This is a genomic window from Streptomyces sp. NPDC006610 (assembly GCF_040611575.1).
In the GTDB taxonomy this organism is placed as follows: domain Bacteria; phylum Actinomycetota; class Actinomycetes; order Streptomycetales; family Streptomycetaceae; genus Streptomyces.
In genome coordinates this window covers 16778-32815 of the sequence record NZ_JBEXOP010000042.1, presented here as the reverse complement: position 1 = coordinate 32815, position 16038 = coordinate 16778, and the positions used below count along the sequence as shown (strand labels likewise).

15 protein-coding genes and 3 pseudogenes are annotated in these 16038 nt (G+C 69.9%); 6 read left to right on the top strand and 12 right to left on the bottom strand.

The window, feature by feature from the left end; genetic code table 11:
* From ABZY13_RS27455 to ABZY13_RS27445, 3 genes are all read right to left on the bottom strand, one after another.
* The coding region (locus ABZY13_RS27455) for a tetratricopeptide repeat protein (protein WP_356635319.1) at positions 1-2137 on the bottom strand (2137 nt) is incomplete at its 3' end.
* Complete coding sequence (locus ABZY13_RS27450; protein ID WP_356635317.1) at positions 2134-2508, bottom strand: hypothetical protein; 375 nt, start codon at positions 2506-2508, stop codon at positions 2134-2136. The genes ABZY13_RS27450 and ABZY13_RS27455, both read right to left, overlap by 4 nt.
* Positions 2509-2730: 222 nt before the next feature.
* On the bottom strand, positions 2731-3153 hold the full coding sequence (locus ABZY13_RS27445; protein WP_356635315.1) for a hypothetical protein: 423 nt from the start codon (positions 3151-3153) through the stop codon (positions 2731-2733).
* A 180-nt stretch (positions 3154-3333) separates the two neighbouring features.
* Between ABZY13_RS27445 and ABZY13_RS27440 the strand changes: the two are divergent.
* Positions 3334-3447: pseudogene (locus tag ABZY13_RS27440) on the top strand (IS5/IS1182 family transposase); the annotation flags it as partial.
* 36 nt (positions 3448-3483) lie between these two features.
* On the opposite strand, the pseudogene ABZY13_RS27435 reads toward ABZY13_RS27440, so the two are convergent.
* Both ABZY13_RS27435 and ABZY13_RS27430 read right to left on the bottom strand, forming a co-directional pair.
* Positions 3484-3672, bottom strand: a pseudogene (locus ABZY13_RS27435) (DUF6233 domain-containing protein); the annotation flags it as partial.
* Positions 3673-3768: 96 nt separating this feature from the next.
* Entirely contained in the window at positions 3769-4203 is a 435-nt protein-coding gene (locus tag ABZY13_RS27430; RefSeq protein ID WP_356635313.1) for a hypothetical protein, read from the bottom strand.
* Between the two features lie 752 nt (positions 4204-4955).
* On the opposite strand from ABZY13_RS27430, the gene ABZY13_RS27425 reads away from it, so the two are divergent.
* Positions 4956-5396 (top strand): peptidase inhibitor family I36 protein, encoded by a 441-nt coding sequence (locus ABZY13_RS27425; protein ID WP_356635310.1) that lies wholly within the window; start codon positions 4956-4958, stop codon positions 5394-5396.
* 630 nt (positions 5397-6026) lie between these two features.
* On the opposite strand, the gene ABZY13_RS27420 is transcribed toward ABZY13_RS27425, so the two are convergent.
* Entirely contained in the window at positions 6027-6404 is a 378-nt protein-coding gene (locus ABZY13_RS27420; protein ID WP_356635308.1) for an STAS domain-containing protein, read from the bottom strand.
* 170 nt (positions 6405-6574) lie between these two features.
* On the opposite strand from ABZY13_RS27420, the gene ABZY13_RS27415 reads away from it, so the two are divergent.
* Positions 6575-7054, top strand: coding sequence for an ATP-binding protein (locus ABZY13_RS27415; protein ID WP_356635306.1), 480 nt, complete (start codon positions 6575-6577; stop codon positions 7052-7054).
* 565 nt (positions 7055-7619) lie between these two features.
* Here the strand turns inward: ABZY13_RS27415 and ABZY13_RS27410 are convergent.
* Positions 7620-8022: pseudogene (locus tag ABZY13_RS27410) on the bottom strand (DUF1524 domain-containing protein); the annotation flags it as partial.
* A 795-nt stretch (positions 8023-8817) separates the two neighbouring features.
* A complete protein-coding gene (locus ABZY13_RS27405; protein ID WP_356635304.1) occupies positions 8818-9342 on the bottom strand; it encodes an EF-hand domain-containing protein in 525 nt (174 codons plus the stop codon).
* A gap of 374 nt (positions 9343-9716) precedes the next feature.
* Between ABZY13_RS27405 and ABZY13_RS27400 the strand changes: the two genes are divergently transcribed.
* Together ABZY13_RS27400 and ABZY13_RS27395 are read left to right on the top strand one after the other, a co-directional pair.
* On the top strand, positions 9717-10103 hold the full coding sequence (locus ABZY13_RS27400) for a hypothetical protein (protein ID WP_356635302.1): 387 nt from the start codon (positions 9717-9719) through the stop codon (positions 10101-10103).
* Between the two features lie 11 nt (positions 10104-10114).
* Complete coding sequence (locus ABZY13_RS27395) at positions 10115-11194, top strand: cobalamin-independent methionine synthase II family protein (RefSeq protein ID WP_356635390.1); 1080 nt, start codon at positions 10115-10117, stop codon at positions 11192-11194.
* A 622-nt stretch (positions 11195-11816) separates the two neighbouring features.
* On the opposite strand, the gene ABZY13_RS27390 is transcribed toward ABZY13_RS27395, so the two are convergent.
* The 3 genes from ABZY13_RS27390 to ABZY13_RS27380 form a co-directional block, all read right to left on the bottom strand.
* A complete protein-coding gene (locus tag ABZY13_RS27390; protein ID WP_356635300.1) occupies positions 11817-12107 on the bottom strand; it encodes a sigma-70 family RNA polymerase sigma factor in 291 nt (96 codons plus the stop codon).
* On the bottom strand, positions 12107-12700 hold the full coding sequence (locus ABZY13_RS27385) for a CAP domain-containing protein (protein ID WP_356635298.1): 594 nt from the start codon (positions 12698-12700) through the stop codon (positions 12107-12109). The genes ABZY13_RS27390 and ABZY13_RS27385 overlap by 1 nt, the downstream gene beginning before the upstream one ends.
* Positions 12701-12820: 120 nt before the next feature.
* The gene (locus ABZY13_RS27380; RefSeq protein ID WP_356635296.1) at positions 12821-13816 is read right to left on the bottom strand and encodes an alpha/beta fold hydrolase; all 996 of its coding nucleotides are present in this window, start codon (positions 13814-13816) and stop codon (positions 12821-12823) included.
* A gap of 1002 nt (positions 13817-14818) precedes the next feature.
* Here ABZY13_RS27380 and ABZY13_RS27375 point away from each other — a divergent pair.
* On the top strand, positions 14819-15400 hold the full coding sequence (locus ABZY13_RS27375; RefSeq protein WP_356635294.1) for a hypothetical protein: 582 nt from the start codon (positions 14819-14821) through the stop codon (positions 15398-15400).
* 464 nt (positions 15401-15864) lie between these two features.
* On the opposite strand, the gene ABZY13_RS27370 is transcribed toward ABZY13_RS27375, so the two are convergent.
* Positions 15865-16011: a hypothetical protein gene (locus tag ABZY13_RS27370; RefSeq protein ID WP_356635292.1), complete on the bottom strand. Its 147-nt coding sequence runs from the start codon at positions 16009-16011 to the stop codon at positions 15865-15867.
* Between the last annotated feature and the right edge of the window lie 27 nt (positions 16012-16038).

The window sequence follows — 16038 nt, the reverse complement described above, 5'->3', positions numbered from 1 at the left end:
GGATTGCCCGCCCCAGGTCTCCCTCCGCCTGGTACGCGTGGGCGAGGTTGTTGCGTGAGGCCAGTGTGTGGGGGTGGTCGTTGCCCAGGACGCGTTCACTGTCGTGCAGGGTTTGTTCGTAGAGCGGGATTGCCCGCCCCAGGTCTCCCTCCGCCTGGTACGCGTGGGCGAGGTTGTTGCGTGAGGCCAGTGTGTGGGGGTGGTCGTTGCCCAGGACGCGTTGTCGTTCGTGCAGGGTTTGTTCGTGGAGCGGGATTGCCCGCTTGAGGTCCCCTGCGGTCTCGTATGCGCTGGCGAGGTTGTTGCGTGAGATCAGCGTGTGCACGTGGTCGTTGCCCAGGACGCGTTGTCGTTCGTGCAGGGTTTGTTCGTAGAGCGGGATTGCCCGCTTGAGGTCCCCTGCGGTCTCGTATGCGCCGGCGAGGTAGTTGCGTGAGGCCAGTGTGTGGGGGTGGTCGTTGCCCAGGACGCGCTCTTGGTCGTGCAGGGCTTGTTCGTACAGCGGGATTGCCCGCTTGAGGTCCCCCGCCGCCTGGTACGCGAAGGCGAGGTTGCTGCGTGCGGCCAGTGTGTTGGGGTGGTCGTTGCCCAGAACGCGTCCACTCTCCTGCAGGGTTTGTTCGTAGAGCGGGATTGCCCGCTTCGGGTCCCCTGCGGTCTCGTATGCGTGGGCGAGATCGTGGCGTGTAGTCAGCGTGTGGGGGTGGTCGTTGCCCAGGAGGCGTTCTTCGGCGGCGAGGGCGCGCTGGAAGGCGCGGATGGCTGGGGCGAGTGCGCCCTGGCCGAAGCGATAGAGGGCGGTGAGGTGGAGAACGTCGGCGGTTTGGATGGTGTCGTGGTCGGGGGTGTGGTGGTGGGTGAGGGCGTCGGCGTGGGGGAGGAGGGCCCGGCACAGGGGCCAGGTGTCGGGCTGATCGTCGCGGCCGACGGGGAAGGCAGCGGAAATACGTTCGGTGGCCTGGTTGCGGGCGTGGTCGATGGCTTCGGGCCGGCGGTGGGGGTCGTCGGGGTCCGGGGTGCGGGCGAGTGCCTGCACGAGGCGGTGGACGCTCAAGGTGGCGTCGCCATTGTCGGTGATCATGCTGTAGGCGGTGAGCCGGCCGATCGCGGCGGCGAGGCGGGGCGGTTCGGCGAGACCCTCGAGCAGGCTGCGGGGGATGCGGTCGGGGGCGTACCAGGCCAGGAGGCGCAGCACATCGCCGGCGAGGGGGGTGTCGCCGAGGCGGTCGAGGGTCAGGTGCCAGATCCGGGCGATGGTGCGTTCGGCATTGCCGCCTTCGGCGCCGGCGGCGAACATCGTGGCGGGCCACTGGGCCAGCAGGTCCAGGTAGGCGCGCGGGGATGTGCCGGTCTCGGCGCAGTACGCGGCCGCCTGTTCCACCGCCAGGGCCAGATGCCCGAGTTCCTCGCACACGGCGTCGGCGCCGTCGGTGTCGCGGGGGCCGTGGTGGGTGAGGACGCGGGTGAACAGCTCGAGGGACTCGTTTGGGCTGAACACGCCGAGGCGGATGGCGGTGGCGTGGTGGTGCCAGCCGGTCGCGCGGCGGGTGGTGATCAGGATCCGGCCGCCGGGCAAGCGATCCAGGAGCGGGCGGATGTGCCGGGGGTCCTCGACGTTGTCCAGCACGAGCAGCCAGCCGTCGTGGCGGGTGAGCCAGTCCACCGCGCGTTCGCTCTGCACCTCGGCGGGCAGCACGGCCAGCGCGGGCTGCAGGGCCCGTGCCAAAGCGGCCAGCCCCGCCTCGACCCCGCTCGCGTCGTCGGCGGTCACCCACCACCGCAGCCTCTCCGGCCGCCGGCCGGCCCAGTGCGCGGCCAGGGCCGACTTGCCGACCCCGCCCAGCCCGTGCACCGCGTGCACGACGACCTTCCCCGGCCGCCTGAACGCCTCCTCCAGCGCCGCCAGTTCATCGGCGCGGCCCACGAACAGACCGGATGCGACGTTCGAGACCCCGCCGTCCGCGGCGTCGTCCGGAATCGGCCCGTACGCCTCGGGAGGCAGCACGAACGCCTGGCCGGCGGTGATGTACTGCGTCGACGAGCCGACCACGTCACCGCCGGCGGCGATCGCGCCGTGACTTGCCCGGATCCCGGCCGACGCCTGCTGCCCGGACGCCTCGCCGGGTATATCGGTCACGGCCGGTACTCGGTGCGCGAGTCCTCGACGTCCTCACCCGCGACAATGGCGCCGTCGCTGCCCACCAGCCCCGGCCCACCACCCTGCGAAGACGCCCCGGGCGCAGCGGACGCCGGCCCGACGTACCGGGTCGAAGACCCCCGCACGCTGCCCCGTGCCACAATCGCCCCCCGCTCCCCGACCACCTGCTCCACCGGACCGGACGCCGACGGAGCCACCGGCGCGCCCGCCGAGGCGGGACCGGCGACCGACGCCCGCAACTGCCACAGCGCCACCCCCAGCGCGGCCACCCCCGCCACCGCCCCGACGACGCCCCACGCCTGATCAGAACCCTCCGGATGCGCCACCGTCACCCATACCAGCAGCCCCACGGCCGTACCCGTTCCCAGCAGGGCAAGCCCCCACCAACACACCCGCCGCCAAACCGTCATGGCCCCATTTTCACCCCGGGAACATGATCAAGTCCGCATGGCTGCGGGCCTCCTCGGGTTCACGCCTGCCCTGCGCGTCGAGGGCGGCTGTCCTGAAGCCGGCGTTCCGGTGGGGGCGGTTTCGCGCAGTGTGCATCCCGTGGCGGTCGGTTCGCTGGGTGGTCAACAGGTCCACGGGAGACGCTGGTCGGGATCCCGGACGGGCCGCCAGACGGGCGCGCAGGGTCCGTCGCGCAGGAGGTCGGTGAGTGTGGCGGCGAGGACGGGGACGCCGGGCAGGGCGGCCGGGCCCAGATGGAGCAGAGCCGACTCCAAGGCGATGATGCGGTTCTCCACCCCGGCCGGGCCTGTGCCGTCCAGGACGAACAGCAGCCGGGGGAAGAGCGGGTAGTGCTTGCGCCATTCCTCCTCGGGCGTCTGCAGCCCGCCCTTGCGGCGGGCGCCGGGCGGGGAGGGCGCGGGCACATGGGCGTGGAGGCGGGCGTAGGCGGTGAGTTTGGAGGCCCCGGTGTGCTCCATGATCCAGGCGCGGCCGACCACCCACCGGCCCTCGTGCACCCGACGCGGCGCACCGGCTGTGCTCATCCCTGACCCTCCCTCACGCACGGCGCAGCGACGCACCTGCCACACTGGGAGGGACAGGACCCGGACAACGACGATGCCGCCTGGGCCGCGCGCAGCGGCGTCCTCGGCGGTGGCGCCCCGCAGCAGCAGGCGGAGGACGAACGCTCCCGTGGGGTTCAGCCGGCACGCGCGGCGGCTGGTCAGGCCATCGCAACCCGCTTCGACAAACTCGCCGTCCGCTACCGGGCCGACGTTCACCTCGCGGCACTCATCCTCTGGCTCCGCGAGCCCCGACAAGATCATTTGTCAGACAGGCCCTGGCCGCCTCAGCCGCGTGTGCCGGGGCTCCAGTCAGCCGACCCGACGCGGCGCTGGTAGTTGGAGGCGACTGTTAGTCGAGGATGCCGAGGCGGTGTCGGGCCGGCAGTGGATGCATGCCGGCACCTGGTGGCGCAGGGCCTGCACCGCCTGGTCCCGGCTCATCGGGCGGCATCGCCCGCTGTTGGCTGCGGTCCAGCAGTCACCGGCGGTCAGGTTCGTGGGCGGGGTGCCAACCGGAGCGGTCGGCCGAGGACGTCGGGCAGGGGCGCGGCCGGGGGCGGGATCCTCGGCGGTGAAGCCGGCCGCGCCCGCGGGTCAGCCCTGGATGCTGACGCGGCGGAGGTAGAGTATTTTGCCCGGCTTCTGGCCGAGCCAGATGCGCCGGTTTTCGGCTTGGTTCTCGAGAACGGGGTTGTCGAAGGTGTGGCCGCCGGGCTGGACGGTGACCTTGATCCGTTCCAGGTGCCAGTCCGGGCCGGAGCCGCTGGGTTCCATGCGCACGTAGACGGGGTAGTGGCCGAGGTCGTCGGTGTCGAGCTGCGGGATGCGCGGGTCGTTGTACTGGGAGTCGAGCACGTTGGTTCCTTCGCCCAGGACGTACTCCGTGTAGGCGCCGCGTTCGAAGTCGTTGCCGTCGGTCTCCAGTTTGAACTCGCGTCCGGCGACGCAGAGGTAGACGGTGCTGTCGGTGGCGGCCGCCGCGGTGTCGGCGGTCCACACTGCGGCGACGATCTTAGTGATGGCAGCCATGAAACAGTCCTTTCCGGTGTGATCGCTGGAATGAAGGAGGGTGCGCGGGAAATGACCGGTGCGAGCCGGCGTCCCGTACTTCTCGGCAACCCGAACCGAAACCCGCAGAAACAAGTCGGCCCTCCATCTTTCTTCTTTCCTTGCGGTGGCCCTCCGAACCCGGTATTCGGCGGCAGGCCGGAAAATGGGGTCCCAGAAGAAAAGCGGCTCACTGGCGGCATTGGGTGCGCCCCGGCTCATGCGTCCGAGCAGGCTGATGGCCTGTGCGGCGACGGGATCCGATGCAGCGCCGGGCAACGCGACACCCGCCTGGAGTGCGGGCAGGGATGATGCCCTGCGGGCTGGGAATCCAGCCCGGTCACCTGCGAGTTCCGGACACCCTCCCGGGTTAGGACGCGGGGAACGGCTCGATTGGCTGCCTCGGATCGACGCCCACGATGCAGGGCGGGCGGCCTTTTTCCCAGCAACGGCAAATTCAGCTCTCGCCACATCGGCCACAGCCGTGCAAAGAAAGGAGCAGCCTTGCGTAGCTTTGCGCCAGTCCGGCGAAAAATAGCGGGGCGGCTCCCCGTCGCTAGTGCGATTGTATCCGCCCCTGTGTGATGTGCTTTTCCGCATCCATGCGCAGCGAGAAGCGGGATTCAGGGTTTCGATCCGGGGGATATCTATGGTGATTCCCGCGTTCCGAACCGCCCCGTTCCGCGGGCGAATTGAACGCGCGGGAACGAAACTAGTCCGAAAGGAAGAAGCGCATGAGGCGTTCTGTTCTTCTCGCGGCCGGCGGCGGCCTGCTCGCCCTGACCGGTGCTCTCGTCTCTCCGGCCGCCACTGCGGCGCCGCTCGACGCCTTCGTGATCCAGTCGTGGGGCAAGGACAACTGCCAGGAAGGGTACGTGTGCCTCTACGAGGACTGGCACTTCAACCGGAACCAGAAGGACTGGAAGATCCTGCTGACCAGGAAGGACCTGGGCAACCTGGGGGGTGACTTCCACATGGACGACAGGACCAGCGCCGTGTTCAACAACAGCGACCGGACCGTCAAGCTCTATCCCGGCAAGTACCACATGGGAGTCCCCCTGACCGTCGGTCCCAGGGAGGCGTTCGACTTCACCAACGACGACAGCCTCGAGAGCGACATGTACAACGACAAGTACTCCTCGCTCAAGTTCACCACCGGAGGCAACGACCACTGACCACGGCCGGCACCGCCGGGGCGCCGCCCGTGCGGCGGGAACCCTGCAGGCCGCGCGGAAGCGCGGCCTGCAGGCGTATGCGCGAAACCGCCCAGCGGCGCACGCTTGGGCGGCAGGCGGGCCGCACGGCCACCGCCATCTCGCCCTCATCCTGCGCGGTCGCCGCCGCGAGCCCGGCCTGGACGAGACGATCGTGAAGGAAGCGCTCGCCGCGCACTGTACCGACATCACCGAGGCTCGCAGCGAGCGCGGCGAGGAACCCGGCTACCGTCTTTACACCGCCCGCTGGGCGCCCGCCGTCCCGCCACGTTCCCGGACACCGGCCGCCGTGTCCGGCCGGGACCGGAGGCCCGCCGCAGACCCGGCCGCGCCCTTCCTGCCTCTGGAACTGGGGGGCGATCCCGCGTGTGCCGCTGCGCCACGACCGCGCCGTCATCGCCACCCGCGTCCTCACCGCCCGGCGCAACACCGGGGGTGCAGCAGAGTCCGCGTTGCAGTTCTGGCCTGCGAACTTCAACCGAATCACGGCGGTGACCGGCCCTTGGGCCGTCAAGAGGCCCGGGGCCCCTCCGATCGCAGGACTCTCGGCACCGAGTCCGCATCATCCGTGCCGGCGGCCAGGATGGCTGGTCAGGGATGCAGGGCGTGGTGGAGGGCGGGGTGGCAGTCGATGACCTGGTCGATGCCGACGAGTTCCAGCACGCGCTGGACGGGTCCGGCGGGTGCGGCCAGGCGGAGCCAGCCGCCGGCGGCGGTGGCCGTCTGGTGGGCGTGGATGAGGATGTTGATGCCGCTGGAGTCGAGAAAGGTGACCTGCGCCAGGTCGATGACGATCCGGGGGCGGCCGGTGCCGGTGATGTCGAGGGCTGCTTCGAGCCGGCTGCCGGTGTGGTGGTCGATCTCCCCGGCCAGGGTGAGCACGCGGATGTTGTCGATCGTGGCGGCCGCGACCGTCAAGCTGCCGGGCTGTCCGGTTGTTGCGTTGTTCGTCGTGGGTTTCTCGGCCATGCGGGTGATACTGGCACAGCAAGACTCTCGCCCAGGAGTGCGGCCCCGCACGGCCTTGGGTGATGCTGTCGCGGGCTGGCGGGGGTGTCGGCCTGCGGGGGCATGGGGCGTCAACCTGCGTGGTTGCGGGCAGGCGCGGGGGTGTGAACGGGGTAGTGAAAGCGGCCGTCATGGAATCGATGCCTGTGGACGGGGACGGCACCGCGCGGGGCGAGCGGGCCCTGCAGGCCACGGTGGCCCTGGACGGGGAGGGCGGGTGCATCGCCCGGGCCCGTCACCAGGCTGCGGAGTTCCTTGCCCGGGTGCAGGCCGAGCACGGGCTGCCCGTCTCGCAGCGTGCAATGGATCTGACCCAGTTGGTGGTGAGCGAGCTGGTCACCAATGCCCTCAAGTACGCGCCGGGCCCGGTGCTGCTGGACGTGCGCATCGACGGCGACGCGGTCGAGATCGTGGTGTGGGACTCGGATCCGGCGCTGCCGGTGGCGAGGGCCGCGGACGCCGGCCGGGTGGGGCAGCACGGGCTGGAGATCGTGATGGCCGTCTGCCAGGGCTTCGAAGTGCAGCGTGAGCCCGTCGGCAAACGCATCACCGCACGCCTGGTCCTCCTGGACGATCCCGGCGGCGACATCACTGGCCTCAACCCCGCCTGAACCCCGATCCCGCGCCCACGCCAGACTGCGCAGCCGTGCGGCCTGGTTCTGCGCAACGGTCGGCTGCGCACCGAGGCCGCCCGCCGTGTCTGCGCACCGACCCGGCCGCGCGCTGCGCAGCGGGTGCGCGCGTAGTGCGCAACCGGTGGGCCGCGTCGTTCGGCAGATAGCGGTTGCCGGAGGCCGGCCGGGGGTGTGCGGGCGGGTTCACCCGTACGGAAGTGCCGCAGGCGCCGTGGCCCTGCCCGCCGTCGAAGCCTCCGCGGGCTCTGCGCGCCGCCGATCATCCAGCGCCGGGGAAGCACCGCGCGGCACCGCGCCGTCCTGCCGCCGGACGCAGCGCAGCCCGCCTTGCGGGTGGGCGACGGGACGGCCGTGAGGCGCCTGGCCGGGGACGCGGTGGACGAATGCGGCGCCCAGCGGTACGCGTTCCTGTCCCCGCTCGCGGACCGGACGCAGTTTCCGCAGCGCGTCGGTACCCCTCAGCGGGTGCGGCCCGGGACGTCGTGACGGGCCGCCAGGCGGTCACCCGAGGAGCTGGGCCTGGCTCGCATGCAGCCCTTGACCTGCCGTCGCCGAGGTCGTTGGCGTAGTCCTCGCGTCGCTGGTCGGTCCACTGGGAGGCGCCGGAGTCCCAGGCTTCGGCGAGGGGGACGAGGTGGTCGATGTCCAGGGCGCGGGCGGCGTCGACGTCCTCGTTTGTCGTACCAGGAGTGCCAGCGTCCGCCGTTCAGGGTGCAGCGGACGGTGATTTGGGGTGCGAGGAGGGCTTCTTCGAGGAGGACTTCGTTGCGGGTGGAGCAGCCGTCCCGGTCGGCGTCGGTTCAGTGGCGGAACAGGTTGCGGTCGTAGCCGGTGCGGTTCTCGTCGGCGACATTGAGGGCGGCGACGGCGTCGTGCAGGGGCAGGGTGTCGGCGGCGTGGGCCGGGGGAGCGGCGGCAGCGGTGACAAGTCCCGCTGCGCGCAGGCGCAATGAAGTCTTCACGCGTGGGGGCTGCCCATGCGCCCGGCCGCCTCATGCGCCGCTCGGGGACGGTTCGCGCGCACGAATGAATCGGCATACAAGCACCGAGATCCGGGTTGCTCGGCCGGGTCCGTGGCCGCGCACCCGCGAGGCGGGGAGTTCGCGCCTCACGGACGTCGAGCCGCTCGCAGGCCGGAGCGGTCTCCGGCGCTGCGGCCGGCCGCACAACCAGACGCTCCTTGAGGCGATCGGCGACCCGCGCAGTGAAGCGGTCGACGCCCGCCAGCGCGAGCGCCAGGATGAACTGCGCCGCATCGCCGCACAGCACAGGGCCGAGCGGGAGGCCCGCCGTCCGGTGTGCGCCGACTGTGGATTCCGTGGCCAAATCTCACGAACGATGGCCAAGCGACGGCCACTCGGGAGTCCCCGCAGGTCAGAGCCTTGCCCATCGGTAGCCGCTCCGAGGAATTGGACACGACCGTGAGACTGGACGGCCGGCCAAGCCGTGAGACAGCGCGACAACCACCAGGTGACAGCATCGCCGTTGGCCGCGGGCGGCGAGACCCTGCACGCCCTCTAACAGCCCTGCACGCCCCCGCGCGGCAATCTCCGCCCCGCGCCGGACACATTCCCGGCCCGGGCGGGAACGCGGTCGGCAGACCCGCACGCCGGAATCGGACTGCTGCTCGATAGGGACTGGGCGGCCGGGACCCGGTGTGCGTACGGCCTGCCCGGTGCCCCAGGTTCTGGGGTCGCCGACCCTCGACCTCGCGCACCGGCGCCCGCGCGCGTTGATCATCACGCTGGGATGTCGGAAAGTGGCCTGCTGTACAGCGCCGTGCCCATGGGAGAGCCTTCACCCGTGACGTGAGCGCGGATGGATGCAATGTAGTCGTCGCGGCTGATGCGGCCATCGCCGTCGGTGTCCAGGGCGGTGAACGCTGCTTCGGCGTTGCTGGCCGGGTTGTTCAGTGCTGTGCGCAGGGCTGTGAATTCGCGGAGGTCGAGGGCGCCGTCGTGGTCGGTGTCGGCGAGGTCGAAGAGTGCGCCGAGGACGGGTGCGCAGACGGTGTCGAACGCCTCGGCTCCGGCCCATGCCGCGTACTGGTCGAAGGTCAGCTTTCCGTCGCCGTCGGCGTCCATCGATGCCCAGGCGCGCTCGCCGAGGGTGCGTGCGGTGACGACAAGCGGGTCGTCGTCCTTGAGTTCCATAGCCAGTGCCACGTTCCTGGTGCGCGCCAGGTACTCCTCCCTGGAGACGATTCCGTCTCCGTCCGCGTCCAGCATGCTGAAGACGAGCTTTTGCGCGACTGTCTGGTCCATCGAGAGTCCTTCCCCACGGTGCTCGGGTGTGAGCGCTTCGATCCGAGTGGGCTGTCCTACCCCTCGACTGTGATGATCAAGGCGCCCATTCGGGGGGCGCGGGGGTGCTTCACCGCTCGTACCGCGCGTAGTGCGCCGGTGGTGTGACTCAACGCGCCGGAGCCGGCAGAAGCGGCCACGGGGTAGTTACAGCCATATGGAAGGTCATATTCCGTGGAGGGTGGATGTTCGGCAAGCACAGCGCAGCAGTGGTGACGGGTTCCCTGGCCCTGGTGGCCTCGTCGGTGGTCTGGGCTCCAACTGGTCAGGCCCATGAGCCTGTGCCCGAGAGAGTTTCGTGCACAGGCTCCAGCACCAGCACATACGATCCGCCCTTGACCTTGCTGCCGCGCTCGACCCGCGTCAAGACAGATGCCAGTTACAGGTGCGCGGTCACTCCCGGCCGCACCGTGCCGGCCACCGGCCGCCTGGAAGGGACGTCGCCGTCAGCGTCCTGCGCCACGCTGGGCAGCTCGCGCTTCGGGGAAGTCGTCCACTACGGTGACGGGAAGCGATCGTCGATCGCCTACGACAGCAGCACCACCGTTCGTGTCGCAGGCGTCCTCGTGGTCAGGCTGTCGGGCCGGGTGGTCGAGGGCCGCGGCGAAGGGCTGGCGGCGCATCGGACCGTCGCCGCGCTCCCCAGTGAGCTGCCCACCTCATGCCTGTCATCCGGGCTGCGGAGCAGCAGCGGCGAGGCAAAGCTGGAGATCGGGCCGTGAACCGGACTCCGGTGGGCATTCCCACCGAACCGATCGGCAGCATTCCGCGGCCCGCCGAGCTGCTCGCCGCCATGGCGGACCATGCCGAGGGCCGGATCGGCGACGCCGAACTCGCCGCCGCCCAGGACCGCGCGGTCCGCGACACTGTCCACCGCCTGGAGGAGATCGGCTCCCCGGTCGTCACCGACGGCGAACAGGCCAAACCCAGCTTCGCCACCTACCCGCTGACCGGCCTGGACCGACTGGCACCCGACGGCGTCGTCATCCCGTTCGCCGACGGGCACCACCGGCAGCTGCCCCGCCTCACGGGCGGACCACTGCGCTACGGCGTGTACGCCGACCGCTACCTGCACGCCGCCCTCCGGCACACGGACTCACCGGTGAAGCAGGCCGTCATCGCGCCGTCGGCGCTCAGCCTCCTCTATCCACCCGACGGCATCGACGGATACCCCCGCGAAGCCTTCCTCGACGACCTCACCACCGAGGCCGAAGCGGACATCCGCCGATGTCTGGACGCAGGCGCCCACCGCGTCCAGCTCGACTTCACCGAAGCCCGTCTCGCGCTGAAACTCGACCCGAGCGGCAACCTGCTGGACCAGTTCATCGCCCTCAACAACCGCGTCCTGGAACGCTTCTCCACCACCGAACAGGCCAGGATCGGAATCCACACCTGCCCCGGCGGCGATCAGGACTCCACCCACAGCCTGGACGTCGACTACACAGCTCTGCTGCCAGCACTCCTTCACCTCAAGGCCGGCGCCTTCTACATCCAGCTGGCCAGCGAGCCCGATCCGGACAAAGTGCTCGCCGTCCTCGCCGAACATCTCCCCGACCAGGCCCAGGTCTTCATCGGCGTCACCGACCCGATCGACCCACGCGTCGAAACACCCGAGGAGGTACGCGACCGCGTCCTGGCTGCAGCCCGTCACCTGCCCCCAGACCGCCTGGGCACCTGCGACGACTGCGGCTTCTCCCCCTTCGCCGACGACACCTCCACCTCCCGCGACACCGCCTTCGCCAAGATCAGCGCACGCGTCGAAGGCACCGCCTTGGCCGCCCGCGAACTTACTGACTTCGGCTCGTCAGGGTGAACTCGTTCGAAGTCTCTGAGGCGCCTGGCGCGGTGGCTGTATCTGGTGGTGTGTGAGGTACGGGGAACGGATGCGGGCTGTCTGCTGCGGGACGGCGGCACCGCGAGGCAGTACGGATGCAGGCGGCCGAGCTGTTCGAGCAGGAGATCAAGCCGGTATGAGATCGCACGGCGGCTGAGAGTGAGCCGGAAGTCTGCCTGCCTGCGGCACCAGCTGTGGCGGGACGGCGGTGTGCGGGCTCTGGTCTCCCGTTGCCCGAGGGGATCTCGATGCCGTCTGTCTCCGTGTTGCGTGGAGAAGCCGGCTGCGTATCTCGAGCAGGGCTCGGCCGTGCACGGCTGGGTGGAGGACCGAGCGTGGGCGGCTGCCCGGGAGTTCCGGACGGCGTTGAGATCCCACCATGCGCGGTCGGCGTCCGGTGTGTGCTCGTTCGCGGGCGGGGTCCACTCGGTGTGGGCGAAGGCGGTGTCCGCGTGGCGGTGGCGGGCCGGGCGGTGGCGGGCGGCCTGCCGGGCGCGCAGTCGGGTTTCTGCTGCGGCCATGTTGTAGGTGGCGTACCGGTTGCGGGTGCGGGCCTCGGCGAGCAGGTCGTCGATGGTCTGGCGGTCGGACGGCAGCGGGGTCATGAGCGGTTCTTCCCGTCGGGATGCTCCGGGCAGCGGCGGAGTCTGAGCATGTGGGCGAGGCGTTCGCGACCGGTGCGGAGCTGGGAGCGGACGGTGGCTTCCTCGTTGCCCATCACTTCGGCGGCTTCGGCGGCTGTGCAGCCCATGCCGTAGGGGAGGAGGATCGCGTCGCGCTGCCGTTCGCTGAGCGAGGCGACGGCGGCGTACAGGGCGATGGCGTCGGTCAGGGCGTCGCAGGGGTCATCGACGTGGTCGGCGACGGCCGCCTCGAAAGCGGCCGTCTCCATCAGCTCCGGGCGCCTTCTGCGCTTGCGGTGTATTTGGCTTGTGGTGGTCGCGATCGCGGTGTGTTCTCGGCGGGACTCGCCAGCAACAGCGTCCACCAGTTGGTGTCCTTGGTGTGGGTTACGCCGAGGCCGCTGTCGCGATAGGAGCAGTTGATCAGGTTCCGGCGGTGCGGTGGGCTGGTGTTCCAGGCGGTGACCACGGCTTTCGGAGTGGGGTATCCGGCGGCGATGTTCTCGGCCAGTGCATGCTGGGTGTAGTGGGTGCCACGAAGGCGGTCGGCGAGTGTCGTTCCGTTGATGTGATGGGACAGCGTGCTGGTGTGGGCCATCAGGTCGGTGTATCGCTGGGCCGCGCGGTTGAGAGCCGGCACGAAACGCAAGGGCGGGCAGCCGGCGGAACGCCTGAGGTCGTTGATCAGGCGCAGGGCGCTGTCTGTTGTTCCTGTGACGCCGCTGGCGGGGGATGCGTCGGTGAGACGGTGCGGCACGTGGTCGGCAGGGGCGTGGGCCGCGGCGATCTGCGGGGCGGTGAAGGTGGCGGCCAGAGCGCAGGCGGCGATCAGTGGCAGGCAGGCGAGGTGGCGTGGTCGCATGGTCGTGTCCCTTGCGGCTGGTCTCGGTGGTGGCCGGGGCGCGGCCTCGTGGAGGGCGCGCCCCGGTTGTGCCGGGACCGGTGGGGGCGGAGTGTGCCGGTCCCGGGGGTCGTCACCGGGTCAGCTGATGACCGGGGGGACGAAGCGGCACCTGTCCTGGGGCTTCTCCTTGTAGCTGGGGTCGAGCGCCTTGAGGACCTGGGCGATGGCGATGGGGTCGTAGGAGCTGCCGATGTGGTCGGTGTGGTCCTTGGCGCAGACGTCTTGCAGGGTGATGTTCTTGACTCGGTTGGTGGGGCCGCTGTCGTGGATGTACTGGCGGTCGTAGGGGGTCACCACCTCGTCGAAGCGGGTGACGAGGGTGGTGTAGGTGACGCCGGGCATGGTGTCGCCGCCGGCGTCGAGTTCCCGGTTGACGGCCGAGCCGATGGTCTGGTCGGCGAGGGCTTGTCCTCCGAACTTGGCGACGGGGGCGAGCAGACCGAGTTTCTTGGCGATGGTGGCCAGTCCCATCATGGTGGTGCCGTGATTGCTCGGTGAGATGCCCACGAGGTGGTTGACCGCGTTCGCCTCGGGGTTCTCGGCGTTGGCGCCGCCTTCGAACTTCAGGTAGTAGCGGGGCAGGATCCCGCCTCCCTGGGAATGGCCGACGAGGTCGACCTGGACGCGCTCGCCGTTCTGGTTGTTCTGGCTCATCCGAGTGCGGACGCGTTCGACGAAGGTGGCGACTTCCTTGGCGGACTGGGGGATGGAGCGTTTCCCCTTGATGACGTCGCCGATGTCCGCGCCGTAGTTGAGGGCGAAGACGCAGTACCCTTCCGCCTTGAGCCTGGGGGAGAGTTCGCTCCAGTTGTTGTAGGCGTTCTCCCAGGTGCCGTGGATGAGGACGACTGGCCGCGGGTGCTTCTCGGTCAGCTTGCAGTTCCAGTCGTTCGCGCCGGGCGGGTCGGCGTTGGGCCGGGTGAGCGAGGCGAGGAAAGCGCGGTGCCAGGCCGTGTGGCCGACGAGCCTGGGAGCCGAAGCGGGCGCGGCGGCTGAAGCGGGCGCGGCGGCCGAAGCGGTGGTCTTGTCGGGCACAGCCGTGTCGGCGAAAGCGGCCGGTGCGGCGGTGGACAAGGCCACAGCCGCCGCGCCGGCCGCAAACAGCCGGCGGCGCCTGGTGATTCGTGGACGGGCAGGGGTGTGCTCTGCTGTGAGGTGCATGAGGCGAAGTGCCTTCCGGGTCGTTTACGAAGCGGCGGTCGCGGTGGTGACGAGGGGCGGTCGTGCTCAGAGGGACCGGCCGCTGGCTTTCCGCGTCCTGCACCGCCGATGAGACGGTCGCGGTACGGCAGACGCGGCGCGCGCCGCAAAGGGAGTGACCCGCCGTCACTCGTGAATGGTCACGGCCCGGTGTGAGGCGGTCATTTCGATAATGCGCCTGTCAACCCGTCAAGGAACCGTAAGTCACCCGTTCGAGCTCAATAGAAGGACAATCATGTTGATGGGCGCAGAGCGCTGCCTGTGCCCGGAAGCCGGCTGCTCGTTTGGGTGAGGGAATTGGCCACACACCTGTTCCCGGTCACTGACCGTGCCGTGCAGGCGCGATCGCAGGTTCGCCTGTCTGCGGCCCGGTGTTCGCCGGAAGATGCACGGCGCTGCGGCTGCCCACGAGTCCGGGCACGTCTGTGCAGACCGAAAGCCCCGAACTGTGCTCTCCAACCTGATGTCTGCGCTGGTCAGCAACCTGCTGGCCAGTGCGGTACGCCGGTCGGCAGCAGGTCCCCGATCAGCAAGTCGTAGCCGGCTGCGGCGCTTGGGACGCCTAGCCGGGCGTGTTCACGGAAGCGGTGACAGCCGGGCTGGAAGCTCGTTGAAGCAGGCGCCCGGCCAGCCATATCACAGGGGCGCGCATGACCGCCCCGTCGCGAATTACGCGCCGCCAGTAAGCCCCATTGCGCTTAGTAGTTCCAGATGCGCCGGTGCTTTCGCGAAAGTGTGATTGACGTGGACTGTTGCCAGTGGTCACGGTGGGTACGTCCGATGTGACAGCGGCGCCCGTTTGTGACGGGAAGCGCCATCCCCCAATCCTCTGTTTGATGGATGCGTGCTGCCGCCTGCCCAGAGAGGAAAACACACATGACACAGCGCAACCGGCGTGCTCCGCGCCTGGTTCGGGCCGCAGCGACCGCAGGACTGGCGGCGGGACTGGTCCTGGCCGGCCCCGCCGCCGTCCAGGCCGCCGACACCGACGTGGCCATCTCCTGCTCGACCTCCGGCAACATCCACTTCGAGCCGGGCGTCCAGCTGATCCCCACCCCCCAGCAGGCCAACATCCGCATGGAAGGCAACTGCTACGACAACAGCGGCGACCCCAACAGCGGCACCACCATCGCCGGCGCCCGAGTGACCAGTGGTTTCGAAGGGTTGGTGTTGAGCTGCCTGGCCAGCCCGCTCGCCCGCGGTGAGGGGTCCGGCACCATCGAGTGGACCCTCGACAACGGGGAGACGGCCACCAGCACCGTGGACATGCGCATCGACCGCACCGTGCTGAACACCGCTCACATCACCGGACACGTCACCCAGGGCCGCTTCCAGAACCAGGACTTCACCGCCGACATCCACATGAGCTTCTGGCAGGGCGTCGGCGACTGCACCGTCGGCGCGCCCATGGGCGGCGTCAAGGACGCCGGCATCGCCGGGCAGTTCACCATCGGCTAGCCATCCGGGACGAGAGCGGTGACATGACGGAGGCCGCGGCCATTGGAGCTGGCCACGACCCCCGCCGCCCTCACCCTCTCACCACCCGAGCCATGCAGTCATCCCCACACCGAAAAACAACGCACAGGAGGTACTCCACACACACATCAGTTCCCCGAAGGAGGGAGAGAGCAGACCGTGCCCGGCGGCCAGCCCTTCTCCCTCCTTCGCCGAACCACCCTGCGTAGCTGCCTCAACCCCAGGCCTGCCCGGCGGGCCCCAGACACATCGGCTGGATGCCACCGCCAGGCGCGGCATCCTACCCGTCACGCTCCCCACCGCCCCTGCCTGCGAGAACGCCACATCGAAACGGTCACCCCGGAGAAGAAGGGCCAGGCAACTGTGCTCTCGCTCTGCGGTGGCGTGGTCGACGTCGACGAGCGCCCGGAGTGCCGGCCCGTGCCCGTCGCTGTGCCGTCCCTCTGTCACCGGCCCGGTAGCCGGAGCAGCGCGTCCGGGACGACGGCTTGGCCGTCGGCGGTGCGGTGGTAAGGATCGGCGATCCAGTCCAGTGGTCGGCACAGCTCTCGGCGGCGGGCCTTCTGGATGAAGGCGAGCGCGACTCTGTTCACGGTCAGCGCGTGTCCGGCACGGTGCCG

Coding starts and splice junctions, on each gene's coding strand:
- ABZY13_RS27445 (WP_356635315.1), bottom strand. CDS start 3,153: ATGAGCACAGCCGGTGCGCCGCGTCGGGTGCACGAGGGCCGGTGGGTG.
- ABZY13_RS27430 (WP_356635313.1), bottom strand. CDS start 4,203: ATGGCTGCCATCACTAAGATCGTCGCCGCAGTGTGGACCGCCGACACC.
- ABZY13_RS27425 (WP_356635310.1), top strand. CDS start 4,956: ATGAGGCGTTCTGTTCTTCTCGCGGCCGGCGGCGGCCTGCTCGCCCTG.
- ABZY13_RS27420 (WP_356635308.1), bottom strand. CDS start 6,404: ATGGCCGAGAAACCCACGACGAACAACGCAACAACCGGACAGCCCGGC.
- ABZY13_RS27415 (WP_356635306.1), top strand. CDS start 6,575: ATGGAATCGATGCCTGTGGACGGGGACGGCACCGCGCGGGGCGAGCGG.
- ABZY13_RS27405 (WP_356635304.1), bottom strand. CDS start 9,342: ATGGACCAGACAGTCGCGCAAAAGCTCGTCTTCAGCATGCTGGACGCG.
- ABZY13_RS27390 (WP_356635300.1), bottom strand. CDS start 12,107: ATGGAGACGGCCGCTTTCGAGGCGGCCGTCGCCGACCACGTCGATGAC.
- ABZY13_RS27385 (WP_356635298.1), bottom strand. CDS start 12,700: ATGCGACCACGCCACCTCGCCTGCCTGCCACTGATCGCCGCCTGCGCT.
- ABZY13_RS27375 (WP_356635294.1), top strand. CDS start 14,819: ATGACACAGCGCAACCGGCGTGCTCCGCGCCTGGTTCGGGCCGCAGCG.